The sequence below is a fragment of the Microbacterium sp. DT81.1 genome (assembly GCF_049844955.1).
In the GTDB taxonomy this organism is placed as follows: Bacteria; Actinomycetota; Actinomycetes; order Actinomycetales; family Microbacteriaceae; genus Microbacterium.
In genome coordinates this window covers 290,918-312,408 of the sequence record NZ_JBNCMA010000005.1, presented here as the reverse complement: position 1 = coordinate 312,408, position 21,491 = coordinate 290,918, and the positions used below count along the sequence as shown (strand labels likewise).

At 69.5% G+C, this 21,491-nt stretch carries 20 protein-coding genes; 12 read left to right on the top strand and 8 right to left on the bottom strand.

The features are described from left to right. Positions 1-44: 44 nt before the first annotated feature. Complete coding sequence (locus ACLQ2Q_RS15325) at positions 45-989, bottom strand: hypothetical protein (RefSeq protein ID WP_425821377.1); 945 nt, start codon at positions 987-989, stop codon at positions 45-47. A 126-nt stretch (positions 990-1,115) separates the two neighbouring features. Between ACLQ2Q_RS15325 and ACLQ2Q_RS15320 the strand changes: the two genes are divergently transcribed. After that, positions 1,116-1,691, top strand: coding sequence for a MarR family winged helix-turn-helix transcriptional regulator (locus tag ACLQ2Q_RS15320; RefSeq protein ID WP_425821375.1), 576 nt, complete (start codon positions 1,116-1,118; stop codon positions 1,689-1,691). Positions 1,692-1,772: 81 nt separating this feature from the next. Here ACLQ2Q_RS15320 and ACLQ2Q_RS15315 read toward each other — a convergent pair whose 3' ends face one another. Then, the gene (locus tag ACLQ2Q_RS15315) at positions 1,773-3,209 is read right to left on the bottom strand and encodes an MFS transporter (protein ID WP_425821373.1); all 1,437 of its coding nucleotides are present in this window, start codon (positions 3,207-3,209) and stop codon (positions 1,773-1,775) included. Positions 3,210-3,498: 289 nt separating this feature from the next. On the opposite strand from ACLQ2Q_RS15315, the gene ACLQ2Q_RS15310 reads away from it, so the two are divergent. The 5 genes from ACLQ2Q_RS15310 to ACLQ2Q_RS15290 all read left to right on the top strand — a co-directional run bounded on the left by ACLQ2Q_RS15310 (position 3,499) and on the right by ACLQ2Q_RS15290 (position 9,097). Continuing rightward, positions 3,499-5,196 carry a LamG-like jellyroll fold domain-containing protein gene (locus tag ACLQ2Q_RS15310; RefSeq protein ID WP_425821371.1) on the top strand — a complete coding sequence of 566 codons (1,698 nt, stop codon included), beginning with the start codon at positions 3,499-3,501 and terminating at the stop codon, positions 5,194-5,196. Positions 5,197-5,247: 51 nt separating this feature from the next. Next, the gene (locus ACLQ2Q_RS15305) at positions 5,248-5,739 is read left to right on the top strand and encodes a cation:proton antiporter regulatory subunit (RefSeq protein WP_425821369.1); all 492 of its coding nucleotides are present in this window, start codon (positions 5,248-5,250) and stop codon (positions 5,737-5,739) included. 6 nt (positions 5,740-5,745) lie between these two features. Beyond that, positions 5,746-6,939 carry a cation:proton antiporter gene (locus ACLQ2Q_RS15300; RefSeq protein WP_425821367.1) on the top strand — a complete coding sequence of 398 codons (1,194 nt, stop codon included), beginning with the start codon at positions 5,746-5,748 and terminating at the stop codon, positions 6,937-6,939. A 246-nt stretch (positions 6,940-7,185) separates the two neighbouring features. Continuing rightward, complete coding sequence (locus ACLQ2Q_RS15295; RefSeq protein ID WP_425821365.1) at positions 7,186-8,034, top strand: LamG-like jellyroll fold domain-containing protein; 849 nt, start codon at positions 7,186-7,188, stop codon at positions 8,032-8,034. 145 nt (positions 8,035-8,179) lie between these two features. Next, a complete protein-coding gene (locus ACLQ2Q_RS15290) occupies positions 8,180-9,097 on the top strand; it encodes a hypothetical protein (protein ID WP_425821363.1) in 918 nt (305 codons plus the stop codon). A 68-nt stretch (positions 9,098-9,165) separates the two neighbouring features. On the opposite strand, the gene ACLQ2Q_RS15285 is transcribed toward ACLQ2Q_RS15290, so the two are convergent. From ACLQ2Q_RS15285 to ACLQ2Q_RS15275, 3 genes are all read right to left on the bottom strand, one after another. Beyond that, complete coding sequence (locus ACLQ2Q_RS15285; protein ID WP_425821361.1) at positions 9,166-10,026, bottom strand: serine protein kinase RIO; 861 nt, start codon at positions 10,024-10,026, stop codon at positions 9,166-9,168. Positions 10,027-10,246: 220 nt separating this feature from the next. After that, positions 10,247-12,229, bottom strand: coding sequence for a VWA domain-containing protein (locus tag ACLQ2Q_RS15280; RefSeq protein ID WP_425821359.1), 1,983 nt, complete (start codon positions 12,227-12,229; stop codon positions 10,247-10,249). A gap of 126 nt (positions 12,230-12,355) precedes the next feature. Beyond that, positions 12,356-12,913: a hypothetical protein gene (locus tag ACLQ2Q_RS15275; RefSeq protein WP_425821357.1), complete on the bottom strand. Its 558-nt coding sequence runs from the start codon at positions 12,911-12,913 to the stop codon at positions 12,356-12,358. A 250-nt stretch (positions 12,914-13,163) separates the two neighbouring features. Here ACLQ2Q_RS15275 and dnaK point away from each other — a divergent pair, with 250 nt between their 5' ends. The 4 genes from dnaK to ACLQ2Q_RS15255 are packed head-to-tail and all read left to right on the top strand — an operon-like array spanning position 13,164 to position 17,175. Next, on the top strand, positions 13,164-15,050 hold the full coding sequence (gene dnaK, locus ACLQ2Q_RS15270; protein WP_425821355.1) for a molecular chaperone DnaK: 1,887 nt from the start codon (positions 13,164-13,166) through the stop codon (positions 15,048-15,050). A gap of 2 nt (positions 15,051-15,052) precedes the next feature. Continuing rightward, positions 15,053-15,691, top strand: coding sequence for a nucleotide exchange factor GrpE (locus ACLQ2Q_RS15265; protein WP_425821353.1), 639 nt, complete (start codon positions 15,053-15,055; stop codon positions 15,689-15,691). A gap of 16 nt (positions 15,692-15,707) precedes the next feature. After that, positions 15,708-16,694 carry a DnaJ C-terminal domain-containing protein gene (locus tag ACLQ2Q_RS15260; protein WP_425821351.1) on the top strand — a complete coding sequence of 329 codons (987 nt, stop codon included), beginning with the start codon at positions 15,708-15,710 and terminating at the stop codon, positions 16,692-16,694. A gap of 40 nt (positions 16,695-16,734) precedes the next feature. Further along, on the top strand, positions 16,735-17,175 hold the full coding sequence (locus tag ACLQ2Q_RS15255) for a heat shock protein transcriptional repressor HspR (RefSeq protein WP_425821349.1): 441 nt from the start codon (positions 16,735-16,737) through the stop codon (positions 17,173-17,175). A gap of 51 nt (positions 17,176-17,226) precedes the next feature. Here the strand turns inward: ACLQ2Q_RS15255 and ACLQ2Q_RS15250 are convergent, their stop codons facing one another. Next, positions 17,227-18,138, bottom strand: coding sequence for an aldo/keto reductase (locus ACLQ2Q_RS15250; RefSeq protein WP_425821347.1), 912 nt, complete (start codon positions 18,136-18,138; stop codon positions 17,227-17,229). Between the two features lie 86 nt (positions 18,139-18,224). Between ACLQ2Q_RS15250 and ACLQ2Q_RS15245 the strand changes: the two genes are divergently transcribed. Then, entirely contained in the window at positions 18,225-18,641 is a 417-nt protein-coding gene (locus ACLQ2Q_RS15245; protein ID WP_425821345.1) for an MmcQ/YjbR family DNA-binding protein, read from the top strand. A 15-nt stretch (positions 18,642-18,656) separates the two neighbouring features. Here ACLQ2Q_RS15245 and ACLQ2Q_RS15240 read toward each other — a convergent pair whose 3' ends face one another. Beyond that, complete coding sequence (locus tag ACLQ2Q_RS15240) at positions 18,657-19,484, bottom strand: LLM class F420-dependent oxidoreductase (protein WP_425821343.1); 828 nt, start codon at positions 19,482-19,484, stop codon at positions 18,657-18,659. Further along, positions 19,481-20,107 (bottom strand): hypothetical protein, encoded by a 627-nt coding sequence (locus tag ACLQ2Q_RS15235; protein ID WP_425821341.1) that lies wholly within the window; start codon positions 20,105-20,107, stop codon positions 19,481-19,483. The genes ACLQ2Q_RS15240 and ACLQ2Q_RS15235 overlap by 4 nt, the downstream gene beginning before the upstream one ends. Before the next feature lie 160 nt (positions 20,108-20,267). Between ACLQ2Q_RS15235 and ACLQ2Q_RS15230 the strand changes: the two genes are divergently transcribed. Continuing rightward, positions 20,268-21,485: a glycosyltransferase gene (locus ACLQ2Q_RS15230; protein WP_425821339.1), complete on the top strand. Its 1,218-nt coding sequence runs from the start codon at positions 20,268-20,270 to the stop codon at positions 21,483-21,485. The last annotated feature ends 6 nt before the right edge of the window (positions 21,486-21,491 follow it).

Below are 21,491 nucleotides of genomic sequence, written 5' to 3'. Positions count from 1 at the left end.
CTGCCGTCGGGGCTGCGGGCCCGGGGACGCCCGCCGCTTGAGAGTTATACCTCAGTGGTCGGGGTCGCGGGGATTCCGCCCTCGGACCCGCGGTCATGCGAGTGACCGCGCCCGGACTCCTTCTCACCGTGCGCGAACTCGGGTTCCCACTGGCCGCAGCCGTGGCCGTGTCCGTGGTGCGGGTGACCGTGGTGACGATCGTGGCCGTGGTGGTGACCATGGTGCGGATGGTGGCGCTCGCGGTCATCCGAGCCGTGCTCGCCGCCGTGGGATCCAGGGCCGACGCCGTGGCCATGGCTCGGACCGAAACCGGGGCCGAACCCGCGTCCGAAGCGTCGGGGGTCGCGACCCCAGCCGAAACCGGGTCCGAAGCCGCGTCGGCGACCGCGGCGCCGGCCGAAGTCGTCGTCGCCTTCCCCGAGTTCGGCGGCGATCGCCTCGAGGGTCGCGAGCGTCGTCGCGAAGTCGTCCGGCGACACGGCGCCGGCGACGCGGGCACGGAACTCCGAGACCTTCGCCGCGAGACGCTCGAAGGCCATCCGGCCCTCGTCGGTCAGGGTCCAGGAACCGGGCGAGCCGTCGACCCACCCTCGGTCGACGAACGCGCGCAGTCGGCGCCCGCCACGCTGGAGCCGCGCCGCCACGGGGCCGCGATCGACGGTGCCGGCGATCGCGTTCAGGATCATCCAGTCGCGGCGGTCGAGGCCATCGGCCTCGAACAGGGTGCGGAATTCGCGGGTGAGGCGGGCGTCCACGACGCGCAGCCAGTAGCCGAGCGGTCGCCGGTCGGGACCGCGGCCTTCGGCGCGGCCGTCGCTCGCAGAATCCGGCGCGGTGCCGCCGCCGGCGTTGTCGGGGCCACCGGCGCTCCTTTTCGACGCGTCCTCTTCGGACGCGTCCACCTCAGGCCCGCTCTCCTCGGACGGGTTCTCTGGCGCGCCCTCTTCAGGTGCGTTCTCTTCGTTGTTGTTCTCTTCGGGCGTGTTCATGGTGAAGTCCTTTCGGGGGCACCCTCGCAGCTCGCGCGGTGCCGATTCGTCTGCATGTCATTGTGCATGCATATGTAGTGTGACATGCAATGGAAGTGCATGTCAAGGGGCATGTACTCTGGGCGAGTGAGCGAAGCGGATGACGCGGCCAGAGTGGCGGAGCAGATTGCGGCCGCTCTCGCCCAGCTCCGAGGCCCTCGCCCCCAGCGCGGCGCCGGGTTCGGCCCGGGCCCGGGCGATTTCCGTGGGTGGGGTCCGCACGGCGGACACATGGGCGGACCGCACTCGCACGACCCGGCGTCGCACCCGCGCGGTCACGGCCATGGCGGTCCATGGCGCGGGGATATGGGACCGATGGGCCGGTTCGCCGCGCGCTTCCGGCTGCTCGAGGCGCTGGCCTCGGCATCCGCCCCTCTGTCCGTCAGCGAGATCGCCGACCGCATCGGCGTCGACCAGCCGCGCGCCAGCCGGCTCGTGCAGGCCACCGTCGAGGCGGGTCACGCCCGCCGTCAGGCGGACGAGAACGACGCGCGCCGCACGAACATCCTGATCACAGACGAGGGGCGCGCACTGATCGCGCAGGCCCGCGGCGCGCGCGTGGGCGCCGTCGAGGCTGCGCTCGCCGGGTTCACGCCCGAGGAGCGCGCCCAGCTCGCCGCCCTGCTGGCACGCCTGGCGCAGGCGTGGCCCCGAGACCAGTAGCCGGTCACCGGCACCGGCCCCGGCACCGGCACCGGCACCGGTGTCGGCTCAGCCCTTCGGCGGCGAATTCTCGCGCCCGGCTCAGTTCTTCACTCGAACGTGCTTGGGCAGCTTGACGAACAGCAGGAGGACCAATCCGATGGCCAGGACGATGACGATCCCCAGGATGCCGAAGTGCGTCGCCCCGAAGACGCCGATGAAGACCGCCCACAGCAGGGGCGAGAGGAAGCTCATCACGCGGCCCGTCGTCGCGTAGAGGCCGAAGACCTCGCCCTGCATGTTGCGGGGGGTCACGCGCGCGAGCAGGGAGCGGCTGGATGCCTGGGCCGGGCCGACGGCGGCGGAGAGGATGATCCCGCCGATCCAGAACACCGCCTTCCCCTGCTCGCGGAAGACGAATACGAACAGCGCGCTGAGGATCAGGATCGAGAGGGCCGTGATGATCACCGCGCGGGCGCCGAAGCGGTCATCCAGGCGACCGGCGACGATCGTCGAGATTCCCGCGACCAGGTTCAAGGCGATGCCGAAGAGGATGACCTCGTTCGCGGAGAACGCGAACGACACCGCCGCCAGCACGCCGCCGAAGGCGAACACCCCGGCGAGGCCGTCGCGATACACGGCGCTGGCGATGAGGAACCAGAACGTCGGGCGGTGGTCGCGGAAGAGAGCCACGATGTCGTGGACGAGCACCGCGTAGCTGCGGAAGAAGCCCACCCTCGGCCGGTCGGCGCTCGCGGGCGCCTCGGGGACGTTGAAGACGAACGGCAGCGCGAACACGATGGTCCACACCGCCGCGCCGACCGCGATCAGGCGATAGGCGAGGCCGTCGGAGACGTCGAGTCCGAACCAGCTCACCGCGTTGAGGGCGACCACGAGAACGAGGGCGAGGATGCCGCCGATGTAGCCGAGCCCCCATCCCAGGCCGCTCACGCGTCCGATGGTGCGCGGGGTGGAGACCTCGACGAGCATCGCGTTGTAGTTGACGCCCGCGATCTCGGAGGCCACAGAGCCGAGGGCCACGAGAATCGCGCCCAGCCAGAAGAACATCGGCTCCGCGTAGACGAAGAAGAGCGCGAACTGCACGAGGGCGAGGGCGATCGTGCCGCCGAGCACCCAGCGCTTCTTGTTGCCCCGCGCATCCGCCCGCTGTCCCAGCACCGGGGCGAGCAGCAGGACCAGGATGCCGGCGGCGAACGCCACCCATCCGTACCACTCGGCGAGGTCGGACAGACCCTGGCAGTATCCGGTCGCCGCATCCGCGGTGCGCGAGCAGACGAGACTGTCGTCCGCGTTCTCTGCGGCGACGTCGGCCGGCAGGAAACTGTCGGAGACGAGGTAGAGCGACACGAAGACGAAAGTGAGGATGACGGAGTTGAACGGCTGCGTCGCCCAGTCCCACATCGCCCACGAGACGACTCGCTTGCGCGGCACCGGCGTGTCATCCAACGCCTCGCCCTGCAGGGCGGCGCTGTTGAGCACCGGTTCGGGACGGGAACCAGGCGAGGCGGGGGAGCTCATGTCGGTCACGCTAGGGTCCTTCGGTGAACGGCGGATGGCGCCGTGCCGCGCGTCGCCGCACTGCGATGCAGGGCCAGGCTACAACCGCGCGGCCGTACAGCCGCGGCCGCCCGTGCTCCGCTCCGCTCTCGCGGCTGCGGTCGGTCTCGCCCACCTCAGATCCGGGTATCGAGCCGCCACCGCATCGTCGAAAGTACGTAGAATCGCCCTGACGGCGATGTGCGTCCGCCACCGTCGTCAGGCACCATCTTCCCCGCAGCATCCGGATCGCTCGAAAGGTGCCCCACCGATGGACCACTCTCATTCCTCTCCGTCGTTTGCGCAGTTCACTCGTCGCGACGCTCTGATCGTCGGCGCGTACTCCACCGCCCTCGCCGTCGGCGGATTGGTGGCCGGACCCGCATCCCCTGCAAGGGCCGCCGTCAGTCCGCGGCTGCCCGGCGAAATCGGCCGGCTGAACAATCAGGTGAGCCGCCACGCCGGCACGGTGTTCGATCACATCCGAGTGGTCATCGGGGGTGACAACGCGAGACTGTTCATCCCGCACGGGATCGTGCCCGGCTCGCAGAACGTGCCGGTGCTCTGGCTCTATCACGGTGCCCAGAGCAGTGACGATGCGCTCGCCGGCGGCTTCAAGAGCATGGGCGAGCGCGCCGTCGATTCGGGGATGCTCGTCATCTGCCAGAACCTCGGCGGCACGCTGTACACGCATCCTGTCGCGAAGCAGCACCAGGTGAACGGATGGGACTATCTCTCCGGGCTGTACGACATCGACAGCAACTTCTTCCGCGGGACTTCGCACGGCGGCGCGATGGCGGCGGAAGTGCTCGCCACGCGCCTCATTCCCAAGGTCGTCGGCTCGTACATCGTGAACGGCGTGTACGACATCGAGAAGATGTACCTGAGCGGGACCGCGCAGGCGAAGTACAGCGTGGGTGCCGCGTTCGGGAACAACCTCAGCCTGATCCGGGCGAACAATCCGGCCCGGCACGCAGGGCCGGCCTGGGCCGGAACGCGAATGCGGGTCGTGTATTCGACACCAGACTCCTCGGACACCACGACGCCGCCTCCCATCCACGCGAAGGCGCTCCTGGCCACCGCGGGCCCGTACGCCACGGAGGCATCGGCTCGCACCCACACCCTCGGTCACGAGACGCCCGGTTTCACAGACGGTGACAATCAGGTGACCCTCGAACGGTGGATGCAGGAGATCGCCGAACCGGAGCCGCCGTCGGGGCCGAAACTCGTCGCCGGCTGGGACTTCGCCGAGGCGGCCCCGCCGTTCGCTTCCTCCGTGGCCGGGGCTGCCGCGCTCGCGCAGGGCGCGAACTCGGCGGCTCGCAGGGTGAGCACCCCGTTCGGGTGGGGGGTGGAGTTCAACGGTTCGACGGACTACCTCCGCGTCGCTCGCGACCGGATCGGGCCACTCAACATCGGCGCGACCACGGGTGCCGTGACGATCGCGGCGTGGGTGCTCAGCACCGACACGAACAACGCGATGATCGCCGGATGCTGGCAGGAGGCGTCGACAGGTGGCGAGCGCGCCTACGGGCTGTTCAACGACCTGCCCACGTTCGGGGGAGACGATCGCGTGTGCATGCACGTGTCGGCGACGGGGGGCGCGACTCCGGGCTACACAAGTTCGAAGGACGTCGCTGTCGACCCGCGCAAGATCACGCGCGGTGTCTGGCAGTTCCACGCCGGCACGTACGACGGCGCCCAGGCCGTCGCCTATCTGAACGGCACGGCCGAGCCGTTCCCCAGCTACACCGACAGCACCGGGGCGACGTACGCCAAGAACCCCTATGCCTACGCCGACGGGATCAACCCGGCCCCCATCGACTTCCTGGTGGGAGCCGGCCTGCGCAGCGGGGCTCCGCTGAATCTGCATAAGGGGGTCATCGCCAAGCTGCGCGTCTGGAACGGGGCGCTCACTGCGCAGGCGGTACGCGCGCTCTACGACGCCGAAAAAGCCGCTCTCGGCTGAGCCGGTGCCACCGCGCTCCGCCGCGGCGATCTCCGGTGCCATGATGGACGCATGCCAGTCCACGTCGAGCGCACCGCACTGCCGGGCATCGGCATCCGTCACGACATCGTGACGGATGAGGGGCGCCGGCTGTCGGTCCTCAACATGCGGGATGGGGGGCGTGAACTCGCCCTCGCCGACGAGGACGACCCGGACCGGGCGAGCGAGACAATCGCCCTGACGGACGACGAGGCGACCGCGCTGTCCGAGGTCCTCGGCGGGTCGCTGATCCTCACCCAGCTCGCCGGCCTGCGGGAGCAGGTCGCGGGGCTCTCCATCGAGCAGATCCCCCTGCGGGCCGACTCGCCGTACGTCGGTCGCCCACTGGGTGACACGAAGGCCCGCACGCGCACGCGATGCTCCATCGTCGCGATCGTGCGGGAAACAGAGGTCCTCCCGGCGCCGGGACCGGCCGACGTCCTGCAGAGCGGCGACACCATCGTCGCGGTGGGCACTCGCGACGGCCTGGACCACCTGGTTCGCATCATCGCAGGAAGCGGCTGACCCGAGATGGACCACGGCGCGCTCGTCCTCATCGAGATCGGCGCGCTCATTCTCGGGATCGGACTCCTCAGCCGGCTCGCATCCCGCCTCGGCATCTCGCCGATCCCCCTGATCCTGCTCGGCGGCCTGGCGTTCGGTGAGGGCGGGCTGCTCCCCTTCTCGCAGGGCGAGGAGTTCATCGAGATCGGCGCAGAGATCGGCGTCATCCTGCTCCTTCTGATGCTCGGGCTGGAGTACACCGCGCAGGAGCTGGTCGGCAACCTGAAGGGTTCGCGGACGGCCGGCCTGATCGACATGCTGCTGAACGCCGTACCAGGCGCGCTGATCGCTTTGCTGCTGGGCTGGGGACCGGTCGCGGCCGTGGCGATGGCCGGCATCACGTGGGTGTCCTCCTCTGGCGTCGTCGCCAAGGTGCTGCAGGATCTCGGGCGCCTGACGAACCGTGAGACGCCGGTCGTGCTCTCGCTCCTCGTCATCGAGGACTTCGCCATGGCGTTCTATCTCCCGGTGCTGACGGCGCTGCTCATCGGAACGGGCCTGATCGCCGGCACGGTGTCGGTGGTGATAGCCCTCCTGTCGGTGCTCCTCATCCTCTACATCGCGCTCCGGCACGGCCGGCTCGTGTCGAGGCTCGTCTGGTCGCGAGAGGCGGATGTGCTGCTGCTGTCCGTACTCGGGCTCGGACTGCTGGTCTCGGGGCTCGCCGCCGGAGCGAACGTCTCTTCCGCGGTGGGCGCCTTCCTGGTGGGCATCGCGATCTCGGGACCCGCCGCCAAGCACGCGCAGCGCGTGCTCACACCGCTCCGCGATCTCTTCGCCGCCGTCTTCTTCCTCTTCGTAGGACTCTCCACCGACACGGGAGACCTCGTCCCGATGCTCGTCCCGGCCGTGCTGCTCGCCATCGTCACGATGGGCACGAAGCTGCTGACCGGCTATGTCGCCGCCCGTCGTGCGGGTATCGCCGAGCCCGGTCGCTGGCGCGCCGGATTCGCGCTCATGCCCCGTGGGGAGTTCTCGATCGTGATCGCCGGGATCGCGGTCGCATCCGGTGTCGACAGCTCACTGGCCGCACTTGCGACGGCCTACGTCCTCATCACGATGATCGCCGGCCCGCTCCTTGCCCGCATCCCCGACTCGCGCCGGTTCAAGGCCGCGACCAAGCGAATCGAGGCGAATCGCCGCGCGCGACTGGCGGCCTGACGCGGGACTCTCTTGCCCACGCTGACCACACCGATCCCGCCGCCCGGTCTCCGTTTGCACTGCCCCTGGTGCGAGCCGTAGAGTGCCGCGTACGATCACGGGCGAATGCCAGTGCAAGCTCCCGAGTCGACCGAGTTGGACTCAGCGATCACGGGTGCTCGCCCTTGAATGAAGGGTGCCCTCGTGAACATGTCACACTCTGCTCGGCCGATTCTGCTCCGTCGTCGTCAGGTCCTTCTCCTCGGTATGACGACTGCCGCCGGCGCGACGGCTTCCGCGCTGCTCGGAGCTCCCACTCCCGCCCTCGGAGCGGCCAGTTCGCGGGCGATCGCCCAAGCCGGCCTTCCGTCTCCGGTGGCGAGCTGGAGATTCACCGAGAGCGCAGCCCCCTATCAGTCGACCATCTCCGGAGCGCCGGCGTTGCGGCAGGGCCGCATATCCACCGCGACCCGAATCTCGACGCCCTTCGGGGGCGGGGTGCGGTTCAACGGCACGAACGACTATCTTGTCGTGCCCGCGTCGAGCATCGGCCCGTTGAATGCGGGGGCCACGACCAATGCGGTGACGGTCGCCGCGTGGGTCTACAGCACCGACACCAACAACGCGATGATCGCGGGATGCTGGCAGGAGTCCCTTTCCGATCCTCGCCGCTCGTACGCGCTCTTCAACGATCTTCCGATGTATGGCGGAGACGACATGGTGTGCATGGAGGTGTCCAAGAGCGGCGGTGCGACGCCGGGGTATCCATACTCCATCGACTACGCGGCCGAGCCCCGCAAGATCACACGCGGACGATGGCAGCTCCACGTCGGCACGTACGACGGCGCGCAGGCAGTCGCATACCTCGACGGCGTCGCGACCCCTTATCCCTCGTACACCGACAAACAGGGGGCGACGTATTCTCGCAACCCGTACCTGTACCCGGACGGGCTCAACGCCACCGCCACCGACTTCATGGTGGGGGCGGTCAAACGAGACGGAAGTCTGATCAACCTGCACAGGGGATCCATCGCCCGGCTGAGGGTCTGGAACACCGCGCTCACGGCCGCCCAGGTGCGAGCCCTCTACGACGCCGAGAAGTGGGCTGTGACCTGACGGCTCGCGATCCGTCGGATGCAAGGGTTCCATCCCGCAGACCTGTCCGTGTACCCTTTCGACCAACCAATTTGGGGTCTCTCAGGTCGCTGCACCGGTGTCGCGCCTTTTCCTTGGGACCCGCCTCGGATGGAAGGTGCGCCCCGTGGACACGTCGCACAACGTACCGCCGCTCCAGTTCAACCGTCGCCAGGTGCTCACCATCGCCGCCATCGGCGTGGCCGGCGCCGCGGCGGCACCCGTTCTCGGCATTCCGACACCGGCGGCCGCAGCGCCGAGTCCCCGCCTGCCGGGGGAAGTCGGTCGCCAAACCGGTCTCATCAGCCGATACGGCGGAACCGTCTTCGACCACATCCGCGTCTCCATCGGCGGCGACCAGGCGAGGCTGTTCGTGCCGCAGGGCATCGTCCCGGGTGCGTCCGCAGTGCCGGTGCTCTGGCTGTACCACGGCACTGGCAGCAGCCACGATGCCCTGCTCGGCGGCTTCCGGCACATCGGCGAGCGCGCCGTGGACCTCGGAATGGTCGTCATCTGCCAGAACCTGGGTGGCAGCCTTTACACGAGCGATGTCGCCCAGCGGCACCAGATCAACGGCTGGAACTACCTCTCCGGGATCTACGGCATTCACAGCAACATCTTGCGGGCCACATCTCATGGCGGCGCCATGGCGACCGAAGTCCTTGCCAGCCGTCGCATGCCCAACGTCAGGGGTGCGTACATCGTCAACGGCGTCTACGACATCGTGAGTCTCTATCTCACCGGCACGGCTGCCCAGCACGAGAGGATCGGCAACGTGTTCGGTCACGACCTCGCCCTCATGAAATCGCACAATCCGGCGCGCCATCCGGGTGCCGCGTGGACCGGAGCGCGCGTGCGCGCGGTGTACTCCCAGCCCGACGCATCGGACCCCACCGTCCCGCCCCAGGCGCATGCGAAGGTACTCATCGCGACTGCCGCACCCTTCGCCGTCGAGGCCTCTGTGCGGACCCACTCGAGCGGACACGCCACTCCCAGCTTCGCTGACAGCGATGCGCAGGCGACCTTTGTGCGGTGGCTGGCATAAGGTCACTGGTCCGGATGTGCCGGGCCACACGCTCGTTCGGGGGCGACGGGCGACGAAACCGGCTGCCTTCAGAACACCTCGCCGAGCAGGTCCGCGAACAGCTCGTCCGGGTCGCCGGGCAGCCCGCGGCGCTCGAACCAGGTCAGCACGTTCACGCAGTCCCGGTGCAGGAAGTCGAGACCATTGGGGTTGGCGGCGAGGTCGACGATCTGCGGGAGATCGATGACCCACACCCTTCCCTCGTGCACCAGCATGTTGTACGGGGAGAGGTCGCCGTGCGCGAACCCCGCCCGGGCCGCCAGACGCAGGAAGTCGATCACCTGGTCGCGCAGCCCGGCGAGCTCGCCCCGACCGGCGTGCGACTGCTGCAGGCGCGGCGCCGCTTCGCGACCCGACCCGATGAACTGCATGAGCAGTTCGGTGTCGCTGATCTGCACCGGATAGGGGACGGGCGCTCCGAGCCGGTACAGCCGGCTGAGCGCGTCGAACTCCGCGTACGCCCAGTGGGCGGCGGAGATCCCGCGGCCGTAGCTGGAGCCGCGCTCGATCGCGCGCTGATCGCGGCTGCGCCGTACGGTGCGCCCCTCCTGGTACTCGCCGGAGCGGTGGAAGTCGCGGCGATCGCTCCCGCGATACCGCTTGGCGGCGAGGATGACGCCGGCACCGCCGACGGCCGGGTCGCCACCGCCGCCGGGCGGCTCATCGGGCACGGCGCGCTCGACGAGGTGCACGTCGGCCTCCTTGCCCGTCTTGAGGATGCCCAGTTCGGTGTCGACCGCGGCCGCCGACGTGACGAGCCAAGACGGACGGGGCTCGGGGCCCCGCTCGCTGGGCTGGGTGCCGGGCCATGTCGACCAGCGCTGGCCGTCTCCCGGCTCGAACTCGCTGAAGGCGAGCGCAAGGGATGAATCGAATTGCGAAGTGTTCACGGGGTCTCCGAGAGGGGAGGCCGCCGAGAAAGAACTAGGAGCTGCGGCGGGCCTCGAGAGGGATGGTGGTCGTGTGTGCGGACACGACGAAGACGGTCTTCACGACGAACTCCCTTCGATCGAGGCGGATGCGGTGGCGCCTCAGTCTAGGACTGCCACGCTCCCCGGCGCCAGGGGCGATTCTCCACGGGGCCGGCGGCGCGCCGGAACGGAGTCGCACTCAGAAGCTCGTGACCAGATCCCCGAGCACCGCTCGCAGCTTGGTGGGGTCGGTGGCGTCGTAGTAGTGGGCGCCCGTGGCGCTCGAGATCGACTGCAGCGTGGCGACGTCGGCGTCAGCGCCGTAGGCGAGCGTGAAGACCAGCACCGGCGTGCCGTGGTGCAGGTGCCCGAGGTTGGCGAGCATCTGCTCGGCCCCGATCGTCGGCGCGTTCGGGGTGTCGTTCCGGCCGTCGCTCAGCACCACGACGGCGGTGATGCGGTCGGCCGACCAAGACTGCGCCTGCTGGGCGGCGAAGGTGTCGACCGCCTGATAGAGGGGGGTGTCTCCGACAGACTGCAGCCCTCCGAGCGCCCCCAGGAAGTTCTCGCGCGTGCCGGCGATGTCGGCCACGGGCGAGACCTCACCGGGCACCAGGGCGCCATCGGCAGCCTGGCCGAAGGCGGCCAGCCCGACGCGGTCGCCCGCGGTGAAGTGGTCAAGGGCCATCGCGATCGCGTCCTTGGCCGCGCTCAGCTTCGTCTCGGATGCCGAGATGGGCTCATCCATCGACCCCGAGACGTCGACCAGGAAGAGCACCTGGGCGCGTTTGCGAACCTCCGGGAACGAGTCGTTCACGGCGGCGACGACGTCATCGGCGGGGAACGGGAGTGCGCCCGCGGGCTCGGCGGTGAGGTTCGCGACGGCCTTCACCCCGGCGTCGAGGTCGCCGTTCAGGTCGCGGTACCCGGAGTCGCGCACGATCTCCTGCCCCTGCCGGGTGCCTGCGAAGCGGACGAAGTCCGCACCGGCGGCCGATTCGCCGGCATCCACCCATTCTCCTGTCAGCACGACGGCGGGGTTGTCGGCCACGAAGAAGCCGTCGGCTGGATAGATCGGCGTGAGCTTCTCGGCCGGCGGCTCCACGGTCGTGCGGGTCACGCCGTCACGGCTCGTGATGCCCCGGTTGTAGTCCCACACCGACTTCTCGTCGACGATGACGGCGGAGAGGAAGTCGGCGGCAGACCCGGACTGCTCCGCCTGCCGGGCGTGCCAGAGGAAATGCTCCGGCGTGGCCATGTAGTGGCTGGTGGCCAGCTCGTGCCTGCGCACCTCTTCTGCGACGGCCGGATCGGCGATCGATTGCGCGGTGAGGGCGTCGAGCGCGCCGTGGGCGGCGCCGAATGACGCGAACATCGCCGCCTCACCGGATGTCGCGACCAGTGGACTGGTCTTGCCGAGCTTGAAGGCGCCCCACTCGGCGTGGCCCGCGTCCGCCCAGAGCGTCGCGTCTCCGGCGGCGTCGAACACCTCGTCCCACGTGGGCGGCTCCCAGTCCCAGCCGATGGTCTCGGCGAGCGGCGTGGGCATCGCGAGCACGATGCTCGACGTGCCGACGCTGGTGGGGTCGGATGCCGGCACCGCGGCGGCGCCCTTCGCCTGGGCGAGGGAGAGCCAGGTGCGCGCATCCGGAAGCCACACGCTCGGTCGCTGCTCGGGCGCGGTGTCGGGGAAGCCTGCGACGAGTGCGTCGGCAGCCACACCGGACTTCTCCCGCATCGGCGTCACGACCACGCACGAGCCGTTGATGGAGCGGGGCTCGGCGTTGTAGCCCGCCGCGAGGTTCGCGACCATCTCCGCGTTCTCGAACGAGGACAGCACGGTCAGGGGTATGCACGGTTGCGTGCCCGCGCTCGCCGCCGGTGCATCCTCCGGGAAGACGATCTTCTCCGCCTCCGGCGCAGCGGGCGGCTCTTCTGCGGGCGCCGCCGGCTGCTCGTCGTCTGCGAGGCTGCGCACGATCAGCGACGACACCGCCCCGATCGCGGCGACGAGCGCCACGATGCCGACGATGCTCGTCCACAGCAGGATGCGCTTCCTGCGCGCGCGGCGACGGAGCCGCCGCTGCTCGGTCGCGCTCGGCGGTGCGACGATCGGGGCGTCGCCGAAGAAGGGCTGCGCAGTGCTGCGGCGCACCGGCGCGCCGCCGTCGGGCTCGGTCATCGAGTGTGTCCTCAGGTGGGGGGGACCTGAACCGGCGTTCGGGCGCCGGCAAAGTGCCGGTCTTCGGGAACCGGCAAGAGCCGAGCCTAATGGACTTCTCCCCGGAAGACACCCGAGGCGGGCGGATCAGTGGACAGCGGTGTTCAGCATCCCGACCAGGACGGCCGTCCACCATCCGGTCTGCGACAGCACCGCGCTCCAGACGCACCAGACCTGCATCGACCTCGGCAGCGAGCTGAACCGCATCCGCGGAGGCATCCGCTCCAGTTCGGCGGTCAGGCGGGTCATTCCGACGCCGTTCAGCGCCACGACCAGCACCGCCAGCATCTTGATGATCGTCAGCGGGTCGCCGAGGCTCGGCTGCAGCAGCGCACCGCTCGCGAGCAGGCCGACGATCCCCAGCCACGCGAGCGCCGAGACGGCGCGCTCCGTCCGGCGCAGTTCCTCGAGAGAGCGTCGGCGGGTCATCCAGAGCAGACCGTGGAACTCCAGCGTGACGGCGGCGCCCAGCCCGAGGATCACCGAACCGAGGTGCACGAAGAGGGCGGAGTAGTGCAGCCACTCCTGAGGCACCACGGAGCCGCCGACGAACAGCGAGGCGTACATGCCGAGCAGCACCGCCCAATAGGCGAGCGCGCGGCGATGCCGGGCTGTACGGCGTTTTTCGACCAGGGGGATCGTCACGGAACGACATCGCCTTTCGCGCGACGTGGGGCGGGTTCGGGTACCCACCGGTGGAGACATTAGCCGAACCGGCGGGGGGCCCAAGACCACTGGTGGAGGGAGGCGCCGCGACGACGGTCCGCATCCATTGTTGAGTCGACTCGTATCAAGTTTGTTTTGACAGCGGACGGCCCCTCCGCTACGCTTGAGCCAGTACGACTCAGGTTTCGCCTGAGCGTCCCAGACTTCGCAAGAAAGCAAGGAGAGACACATGCCCCGTGCAGTGGGAATCGACCTCGGTACGACCAACTCCGTCGTGAGCGTGCTCGAGGGTGGCGAGCCGAAGGTCATCGCCAACGCTGAGGGCTTCCGCACCACGCCCTCGGTGACCGCGTTCACGAAGGACGGCGAGGTGCTCGTCGGTGAGACCGCGAAGCGCCAGGCCGTCACGAACGTCGACCGCACCGTCGCCAGCGTCAAGCGCCACATGGGCACGAACTGGACGTTCGACGTCGACGGCAAGAAGTACACGCCCCAGGAGATCTCCGCTCGCATCCTCGGCAAGCTGAAGCACGACGCGGAGGAGTACCTCGGCGACACCGTGACGGATGCCGTCATCACCGTGCCCGCGTACTTCAACGACGCCGAGCGCCAGGCCACGAAGGAGGCCGGCGAGATCGCGGGTCTCAACGTGCTGCGCATCATCAACGAGCCGACCGCCGCCGCGCTCGCATACGGCCTCGACAAGGGCAAGGAGGACGAGCTCATCCTCGTCTTCGACCTCGGTGGCGGAACGTTCGACGTGTCGCTGCTCGAGGTGGGCAAGGACGACGACTTCTCGACCATCCAGGTGCGCGCCACCGCCGGCGACAATCGCCTCGGCGGCGACGACTGGGACCAGCGCCTCGTGGACTACTTCATCAAGCAGTTCAAGGACACGACGGGCGTCGACGTCTCCGGTGACAAGATCGCCCTCCAGCGCCTCAAGGAGGCCGCGGAGCAGGCGAAGAAGGAGCTCAGCTCCTCGATGTCGACCAGCGTGAACCTGCCCTACCTGTCGCTCACCGACAGCGGCCCGGTCTCGCTCAGCGAGACCATCACGCGCGCGAAGTTCGAGGACCTCACCAAGGACCTGCTCGACCGCACCAAGAAGCCCTTCGAGGATGTCATCCGCGAGGCCGGCATCAAGGTCGCCGACATCGACCACGTCGTGCTCGTCGGCGGCTCGACGCGCATGCCCTCCGTGGCCGAGCTCGTGAAGCAGGAGACCGGCAAGGACGCCAACAAGGGCGTCAACCCGGACGAGGTCGTCGCCGTCGGCGCGGCCCTCCAGGCCGGTGTCCTGAAGGGCGAGCGCAAGGACGTTCTGCTCATCGACGTCACGCCCCTCAGCCTCGGCATCGAGACCAAGGGCGGCATCATGACGAAGCTCATCGAGCGCAACACGGCGATCCCGACAAAGCGCAGCGAGACCTTCACCACCGCCGACGACAACCAGCCGTCTGTTGCGATCCAGGTGTTCCAGGGCGAGCGCGACTTCACCCGCGACAACAAGCCGCTGGGCACGTTCGAGCTCACCGGCATCGCGCCCGCGCCCCGCGGCATCCCGCAGGTCGAGGTCACGTTCGACATCGACGCCAACGGCATCGTGCACGTGTCCGCGAAGGACAAGGGCACGGGCAAGGAGCAGTCGATGACGATCACGGGCGGCTCTTCGCTGCCCAAGGACGACATCGAGCGCATGGTGCGCGAGGCGGAGGAGCACGCGGCCGAGGACAAGAAGCGCCGCGAGTCCGCCGAGACCCGCAACCAGGCCGAGACGCTCGCGTACTCGATCGACAAGCTGATCAAGGACAACGACGACAAGCTGCCCGACGACGTCAAGACGTCCGTGCAGGCGGATGTCGATGCCCTCAAGACGGCGCTGGCCGGCGATGACGACGACGCGGTGAAGACCGCGTTCGACACGCTGACCCAGAGCCAGGGCAAGCTGGGCGAGGCCATCTACGCCTCGTCGCAGGCCTCCCAGGCCTCGCAGGCGTCCTCCAACCCGACGGCCGACGGCGCTCCCGACGCCCCGTCGGAGCCCAGCGAGGGCGGTTCGGACGAGGACGTCATCGACGCCGAGGTCGTCGATGAGGAAGAAGAGAAGAAGTAGCCATGGCAGGCAAGGACTTCGACCCATCGGCCGGCGCAGGACCCGGCGAGAACGAGGACGAGGTTCGGCCCGGCGGCGAGGGGTCGGAAGCGCAGGCATCCGGCCCCGAGTCGCAGGGCGACGAACTGACCGTCGATGACATCCTCAACGCCGCGCAGAGCGACGAGGCCGCCACGGCCGACGCCGAGGACGGCGTTTCATCGAGTGCCGAACCCGCCGATGCGCTGCTGATCGACCTGAAGCGCATCACGGCCGAGTACGCCAACTACCGCCGCCGCACCGAGGCGCTGCGCGAGCTCGAGATCGAACGGGCGCAGGGCCGCGTGGCGGCGGGAGTGCTGCCGGTGCTCGATGACCTCGACCGGGCCGAGAAGCACGGCGACCTCGTGGAGGGCACGCCGTTCGCGGCGATCGCCGAGAAGCTGCGCCTCTTCGCCGAGCGCCTGGGGATCACCTCGTACGGCGAGGCCGGTGAGGTCTTCGACCCGCAGCGGCACGAGGCGATCTTCCAGCAGCCCATCCCGGGCACCGTCGAGCCCACCGTGCTCGAGGTGGTCGAGGTCGGCTACCGGCTCGGCGACGTCGAGCTGCGGCCGGCCAAGGTCGTCGTCGCGGCACCGGCCGACCCTTCGGCAAGCTGAGAGGGCTGGGAGGGCAATGGCAAGTCAGGACTGGTTCGACAAGGACTTCTACAAGATCCTCGGCGTGTCGAAGGATGTCAGCGCGGCCGATCTCAAGAAGGCCTACCGCAAGCTCGCGCGCACTCATCACCCCGACTCGAATCAGGGTGATGCGAAGGCCGAGGCGAAGTTCAAGGAGATCAGCGAGGCGTACTCGGTCCTGAACGACCCCGAGCAGCGCGAGGAGTACGACCAGATCCGCGCGATGGGCTCCGGCGCCCGCTTCACGGCGGGCGGCCAGCCGGGTGGGTTCGAGGACGTCTTCAGCATGTTCGGCCAGGGCCGCGGCCGCGGTCAGGCGACCGAGGACTTCGACGACATCTTCAGCATGTTCAACCAGCAGCGGGGCGGCGGGTTCGGCTCCGGCCGCTTCGGGCAGCCGTCCGGCGGCTACCGCGGATTCGGCGGTCCTCAGCGAGGGGCCGACGTGACGGCCCGGACCACGATCGACTTCCTCACCGCGACCAAAGGCGAGACCATCACGCTGCAGGGCGAAGACGGCAAGCCGTTCAAGGTGAAGATCCCCGCCGGTGTCTCCGACGGGCAGAAGGTGCGGCTCCGCGGCCGCGGACGCCCGTCGCCCGACGGCGGCGAGAACGGAGACATCGTGGTGCAGGTCTCGGTGCGCAAGCATCCGGTCTTCGAGCGGGACGGGCTGAACCTGCGGGTCACCGTGCCGGTCACCTTCACCGAGGCGGCGCTCGGTGCCACCATCGAGGTGCCGACCCTCGGCGGAGAGCCGGTGAAGCTGCGTGTGGCCCCCGGCACGCCCTCGGGTCGCGTGCTGCGGGTAAAGGGCCGGGGCGTGCAGACGCCGAAGGGGACCGGAGACCTGCTGGCCGTCGTGCAGGTCGCCGTGCCGACGCACCTGGACGACGCCGCGCGCGAGGCGCTCGAGCGGTTCCACGAGCTGGAGCCCAAGGAGAACCCGCGCGCCGACCTGATGGCGAAGGCCCGCGGCTGACCCCGTTGCCGCGGGGTGGATCGGAGAAGAGGTGAGGGGCATGACCGATGAACGACAGGTCGACGAGGACTCTCCGCTCTTCGCGATCGCCGTCGCCGCCGAGCTGGCGGGCATGCATCCGCAGACGCTGCGCCAGTACGACCGGCTGGGGCTCGTGGTCCCCGGCCGCACGCAGGGCCGCTCGCGCCGCTACTCGATGCACAACATCCAGCAGCTGCGCGAGGTGGCCCGGCTGTCGTCGGAGGGCATGAGCCTGCCGGGCATCGCCCGCATCCTCGAACTGGAGGAACGGGTGCGGGGGCTTCAGCGGCAGGTCGCGATGCTCGAGGAGCGGGTGCGTGCCGAGCTCGAGAATCGCCCCGGGGCGCGCGTCTTCGCGGCCGGCACGAGCGGCAACGTGATCACGCTGCGCTCGGGCAAGCGGGTGCGGCGGCAGACGGATGTCGTGCTCTGGCGCCCACACGCACCGAACGACTCCTGACGTCATACCGGTCGTCCCAGCCCCCCCACAGCGATGGGCGGGGACCCCGGATCAGTCAGCCGGCGAGGGCGGCGGTGTGCCGAGCGCGTGGAACGCCGCCCAGAACTCCTCCGGGATGACGGCGTCGACGAGGCCGTCCAGGGCGCGCAGCCGCTCCACGCTCGAGACGCCCACGACGACGGAGTGGACGCGCGGGTCGGCCATCGCGAACTGCAGAGCCGCGGCCGCGAGGTCGACGCCGGACTCGTCCGCCAGCGCCCGCAGCCGCTCGAGGAACGCAAGGAACTCCGGCGACGGCTCGGTGTAGGCGTACTTCGTGCCGCGCGTCCGCGAGCCCGCGAGGATGCCGCCTCCGAACGGGGCCGCGTTGAAGACGGCCATGCCCCGCTCGGTCGCCTCGTCGAAGACGGTGCCGGCCGTCCGGTCCACGAGCGTGTAGCGATTGTGGATCAGCACCGCGTCGAAGGCATCCGTCCGGACGTACTCCTCCATGAGGGCACGCGTGCCCGCGGCGATGCCGATGGCGCCGACCGTTCCCTCGTCCCGCAGCCGCGCGAGCGCCTCGACGGGTCCTCCGGGTGCCATTGCCTCGGCGACGGTCAGCCCGTACGGGTCGTGGAAGTGCAGCAGCGGGAGCGTGTCCAGCCCTAGACGCTCCTTCGTCTCTTCGAAGGATCGCAGCACGCGATCGGCGTCGAAGACGCCGGTGTCGGGATCCTGATCCACCTTCGAGAAGATCCTGCGATCGGCCGGCAGGCCGCCGAGCCGGGCGATCGCGGCGCCGAGCAGGCGCTCGCTGGCGCCGTCGGCGTAGTTGTTCGACGTGTCCACCTGGTGGTGGCGGCCCGTGAGCAGGGCATCGCCCAGTTCCGTGCCGATCTCGGGGCGCTTGCCCAGCGGCGATGCCCCGAGCGTGATCGGCTCGAGGCCGGCTGCGAGGTCCTGTCCCGTCGTGTGCGTCATCCTCCGAGGGTATCCGGGCGGTCCCGTCGCTCGCATTCCTGCCGTGGGGCTTACGCGGTGTCCACCGCATCCACCAGAATGACGCCGTGGCGACCCTCGAAGATGTGCGTGCGATCGCGATCGCGCTGCCCGGCGTGGAGGAATCGGTCGGAACGCAGAACGGCGGACCGCAGTGGCGAGTGCCGTCCGGCGCGTTCGTGTGGGAGCGACCGCTGCGCCGGCGCGACGTGGATGACCTCACGGCCGAAGGGCGTTCGATCCCGGAGGGCGAGGTCGTCGCCGTGCGCACCGATGGGCTCGACGTGCAGCGTGCGCTCGCCGAATCCTTCCCGGACGCCTTCTTCGTGGTCCCGCACTTCGAGGGCTACCCCGCCGTGCTCGTTCGCCTCGACGCCGTCGAGCCCGAACAGCTGCGCGAGGTCATCACGGATGCGTGGCTGCTGAAGGCGCCGAAGCGAGTGGCTCGGCAGTGGGTCGCCGAGAACGTGCCGCCGAAGGAGTGACCCGCTTTGCGGGCGTCAGCCGTTCAGGCGGTCGCGCCAGGCGAGCAGCGGCTCGAGCACCGAGAGGTCGTAGTCCGGACCGTCGATGGCGGGCACGATGAAGCGCACTCCGAGCCCGTGGAGCCGCTCGGCGCCGTCCTCCTCCAGGAGTGGGCCCAGCCCGCGGATCGTGAAACCGCTCGACAGCTCGATCTCGGCAGGATCCCTTCCCGTCGTGGCGCACCACTCGTGCAGCACCCCGATCTTGCGCGACAGGTCATCCAGGGGTGTGAAGGTGTGCCAGATGTCGGCGTGCTCGGCGACGAGCCGGAGCGTCTTCCGCTCACCCTGCCCTCCGATCAGGATCGGGATGCGGCGCGTGGGCGGCGGATCGAGCAGGTCCCATCGGCGACGGATGCGGGGCAGGTCGGCGGCGAGCGCGTCGAGCCGGGAGCCCACGGTGCCGAACTCGTAGCCGTACGCGTCGTAATCGGGCTGGGCCCACCCGGAGCCGGTGCCGAAGATGAAGCGCCCGATCCCGTCGGGTCCCGCGCTGATGTGATCGACGGTACGGGCCATATCGGCCTGCAGGTCGGGGTTGCGGTACGAGTTGCAGTTGACCAGCGGCCCGAACTCGACGCGTTCCGTCTGCTCCGCGATCGCAGCGAGCACGGTCCAGGCCTCGAAGTGGGGCGCGTGCAACGGCTCGGTGAGGGGGAAGAAGTGATCCCAGCCGAAGATCGCGTCGACCCCCATGTCCTCGGCGCGCAGCACCGCGTCCCGGATGGCCCGGTACGGCGCGTGCTGAGGAGCGAGCTGCACCCCGATGCGCAGCGGGCGGTGGTCGGCCGGGTGCCCGCTCACGGTTCGATCCTCAGGACGTTGGCCGATTCGCCGAGGGCCAGATCGTCGACGACTCGGATGCCGCGGGCCAGCTCATCCAGCGGACCCATCACCGTGCCGAAGCGCTCCCTGTCGCTGCACACGGCGGTGACGCTCACGAAGTGCGTGCCGGTGTCCCACGTGTAGGTCGCGAAGGGAGGCGTTCGGCCATCGGGCGGAAGCGGCATCACGAGCTTCTCGCCGTTGCCCAGGTAGGTGCCGCGGAAGGTCTCGGTGTCGTCGTACTCCATCGGCATCGACGCACGGGCCGCCCGCAGCTGCGGCGTCGCCTCCTGCACCTGCGCCATCACGACGAGGAGCTCCGGATCGGCCTTCCACACCCACACCAGCACGCGTCCGTTGGCGCGGCGCATCAGGAAGGGCACGGCCTGGCTCATCGCCCAGGCGGCGAATCCGGTGGCCGGCTTGGCGGGCGACCCCGGAGTTCCGGTGGTCAGCGCCGACCCGGAGGCCCCGGCTGCTCCCGTCACCTGCGCCAGCAGCATCCCGATCGCCGCCTTGCGGTGCCGCCGGCCCTTGAATCCGAGCGAGTCCGTCACGGGCACCCAGCGGGTCGCGTCGGCATCGGCCTGCAGTCTCGGCATTCCTCAAGCGTATCCGGGTCGACCAGGGGGGCTCGGGTAGAGTTGGGATGCGCCCGCACGCTCGACCCGCGTGATCGCCGCGGACGCAGACCGCGTCACACCGCCGCCCACGCCCCCACGCCCCCGCGTGACCTCCGCAGAGATAGGCAGCCCGACACTCGTGACTCCCCCCGCGACGACCGACGACTCCCGCAGAGAAGACGCCGGGCGCTCCCCCCTGACGATCGTCATCGGGGCCGACACGTTCGCGCCGCACGTCAACGGGGCCGCGCGCTTCGCGGAGCGCCTGGCCGCGGGCCTGGTCGCCCGCGGCCACTCCGTGCACGTCATGGCGCCCAGTGCCACGCACCGTCGGCACGGGGTCTTCACCGAGGTCATCGAGGGCGAGCCCATGACGATGCACCGGCTGCCGTCATGGCGCTGGTACCCCCACGACTGGCTCACGTTCGTGTTTCCGTGGATGTCGAAGCACCACGCTCGCCGGGTGCTCGACTCGGTCAAGCCCGACGTCGTGCACATCCAGTCGCACATCATCATCGGTCGCGGCCTCACTCGCGAGGCCCGCAAGCGGGGCATCCCGATCATCGCGACGAACCACGTCATGGCCGAGAATGTCGTCGACTTCACGACCCTTCCGCATGCACTGAACAACGTGCTGGTGAAGCTGGCGTGGGCGGACGCCAAGCGCACGTTCGGCATGACCCGCGCGGTGACGACCCCGACGCGCAAGGCGGCAGACTTCCTCGAGGCCACGATCGACATCACGGGCGTTCTCCCGGTCAGCTGCGGCATCGACGCGTCCAACTACACGCCCGATCTCACCCCGCGGGAGAGCAATCGCATCATCTTCGTAGGGCGCCTCACGACCGAGAAGCACATCGACGTGCTGCTCCGCGCGATGCAGAAGCTGGATGCCTCGTTCGAGGCCACCCTCGACGTCGTCGGCGACGGCGACCAGCGCCGTGCTCTCGAGACGCTGGCCCGCGAGCTCGGCCTCGAGTCGAGGGTGATCTTCCACGGCCGCACCGACGAGACGGAGCTCCGCTCGCTGCTCACGCGGGCGAGCGTGTTCGCGATCGCGTCGATCGCCGAGCTGCAGTCGATCGCCACCATGGAGGCGATGGCCTCCGGTCTGCCCATCGTCGCGGCGAACGCCGTCGCACTGCCGCACCTGGTGCACCACGGCGACAACGGCTACCTGTTCGAGCCGGGCAACGCGGACGAGATGGCCGCCCGGCTCACCGACGTGCTGACGGCAGCCCCTGAAGAGCGGATGCGCATGCAGCAGGCGTCTCTCAAGGGTGTCGAGATCCACGACATCAACCGCACGCTCGACACCTTCGAGGCGCTCTATCGCGGCGAGCCGCTTCCCGGATAGGTCGCC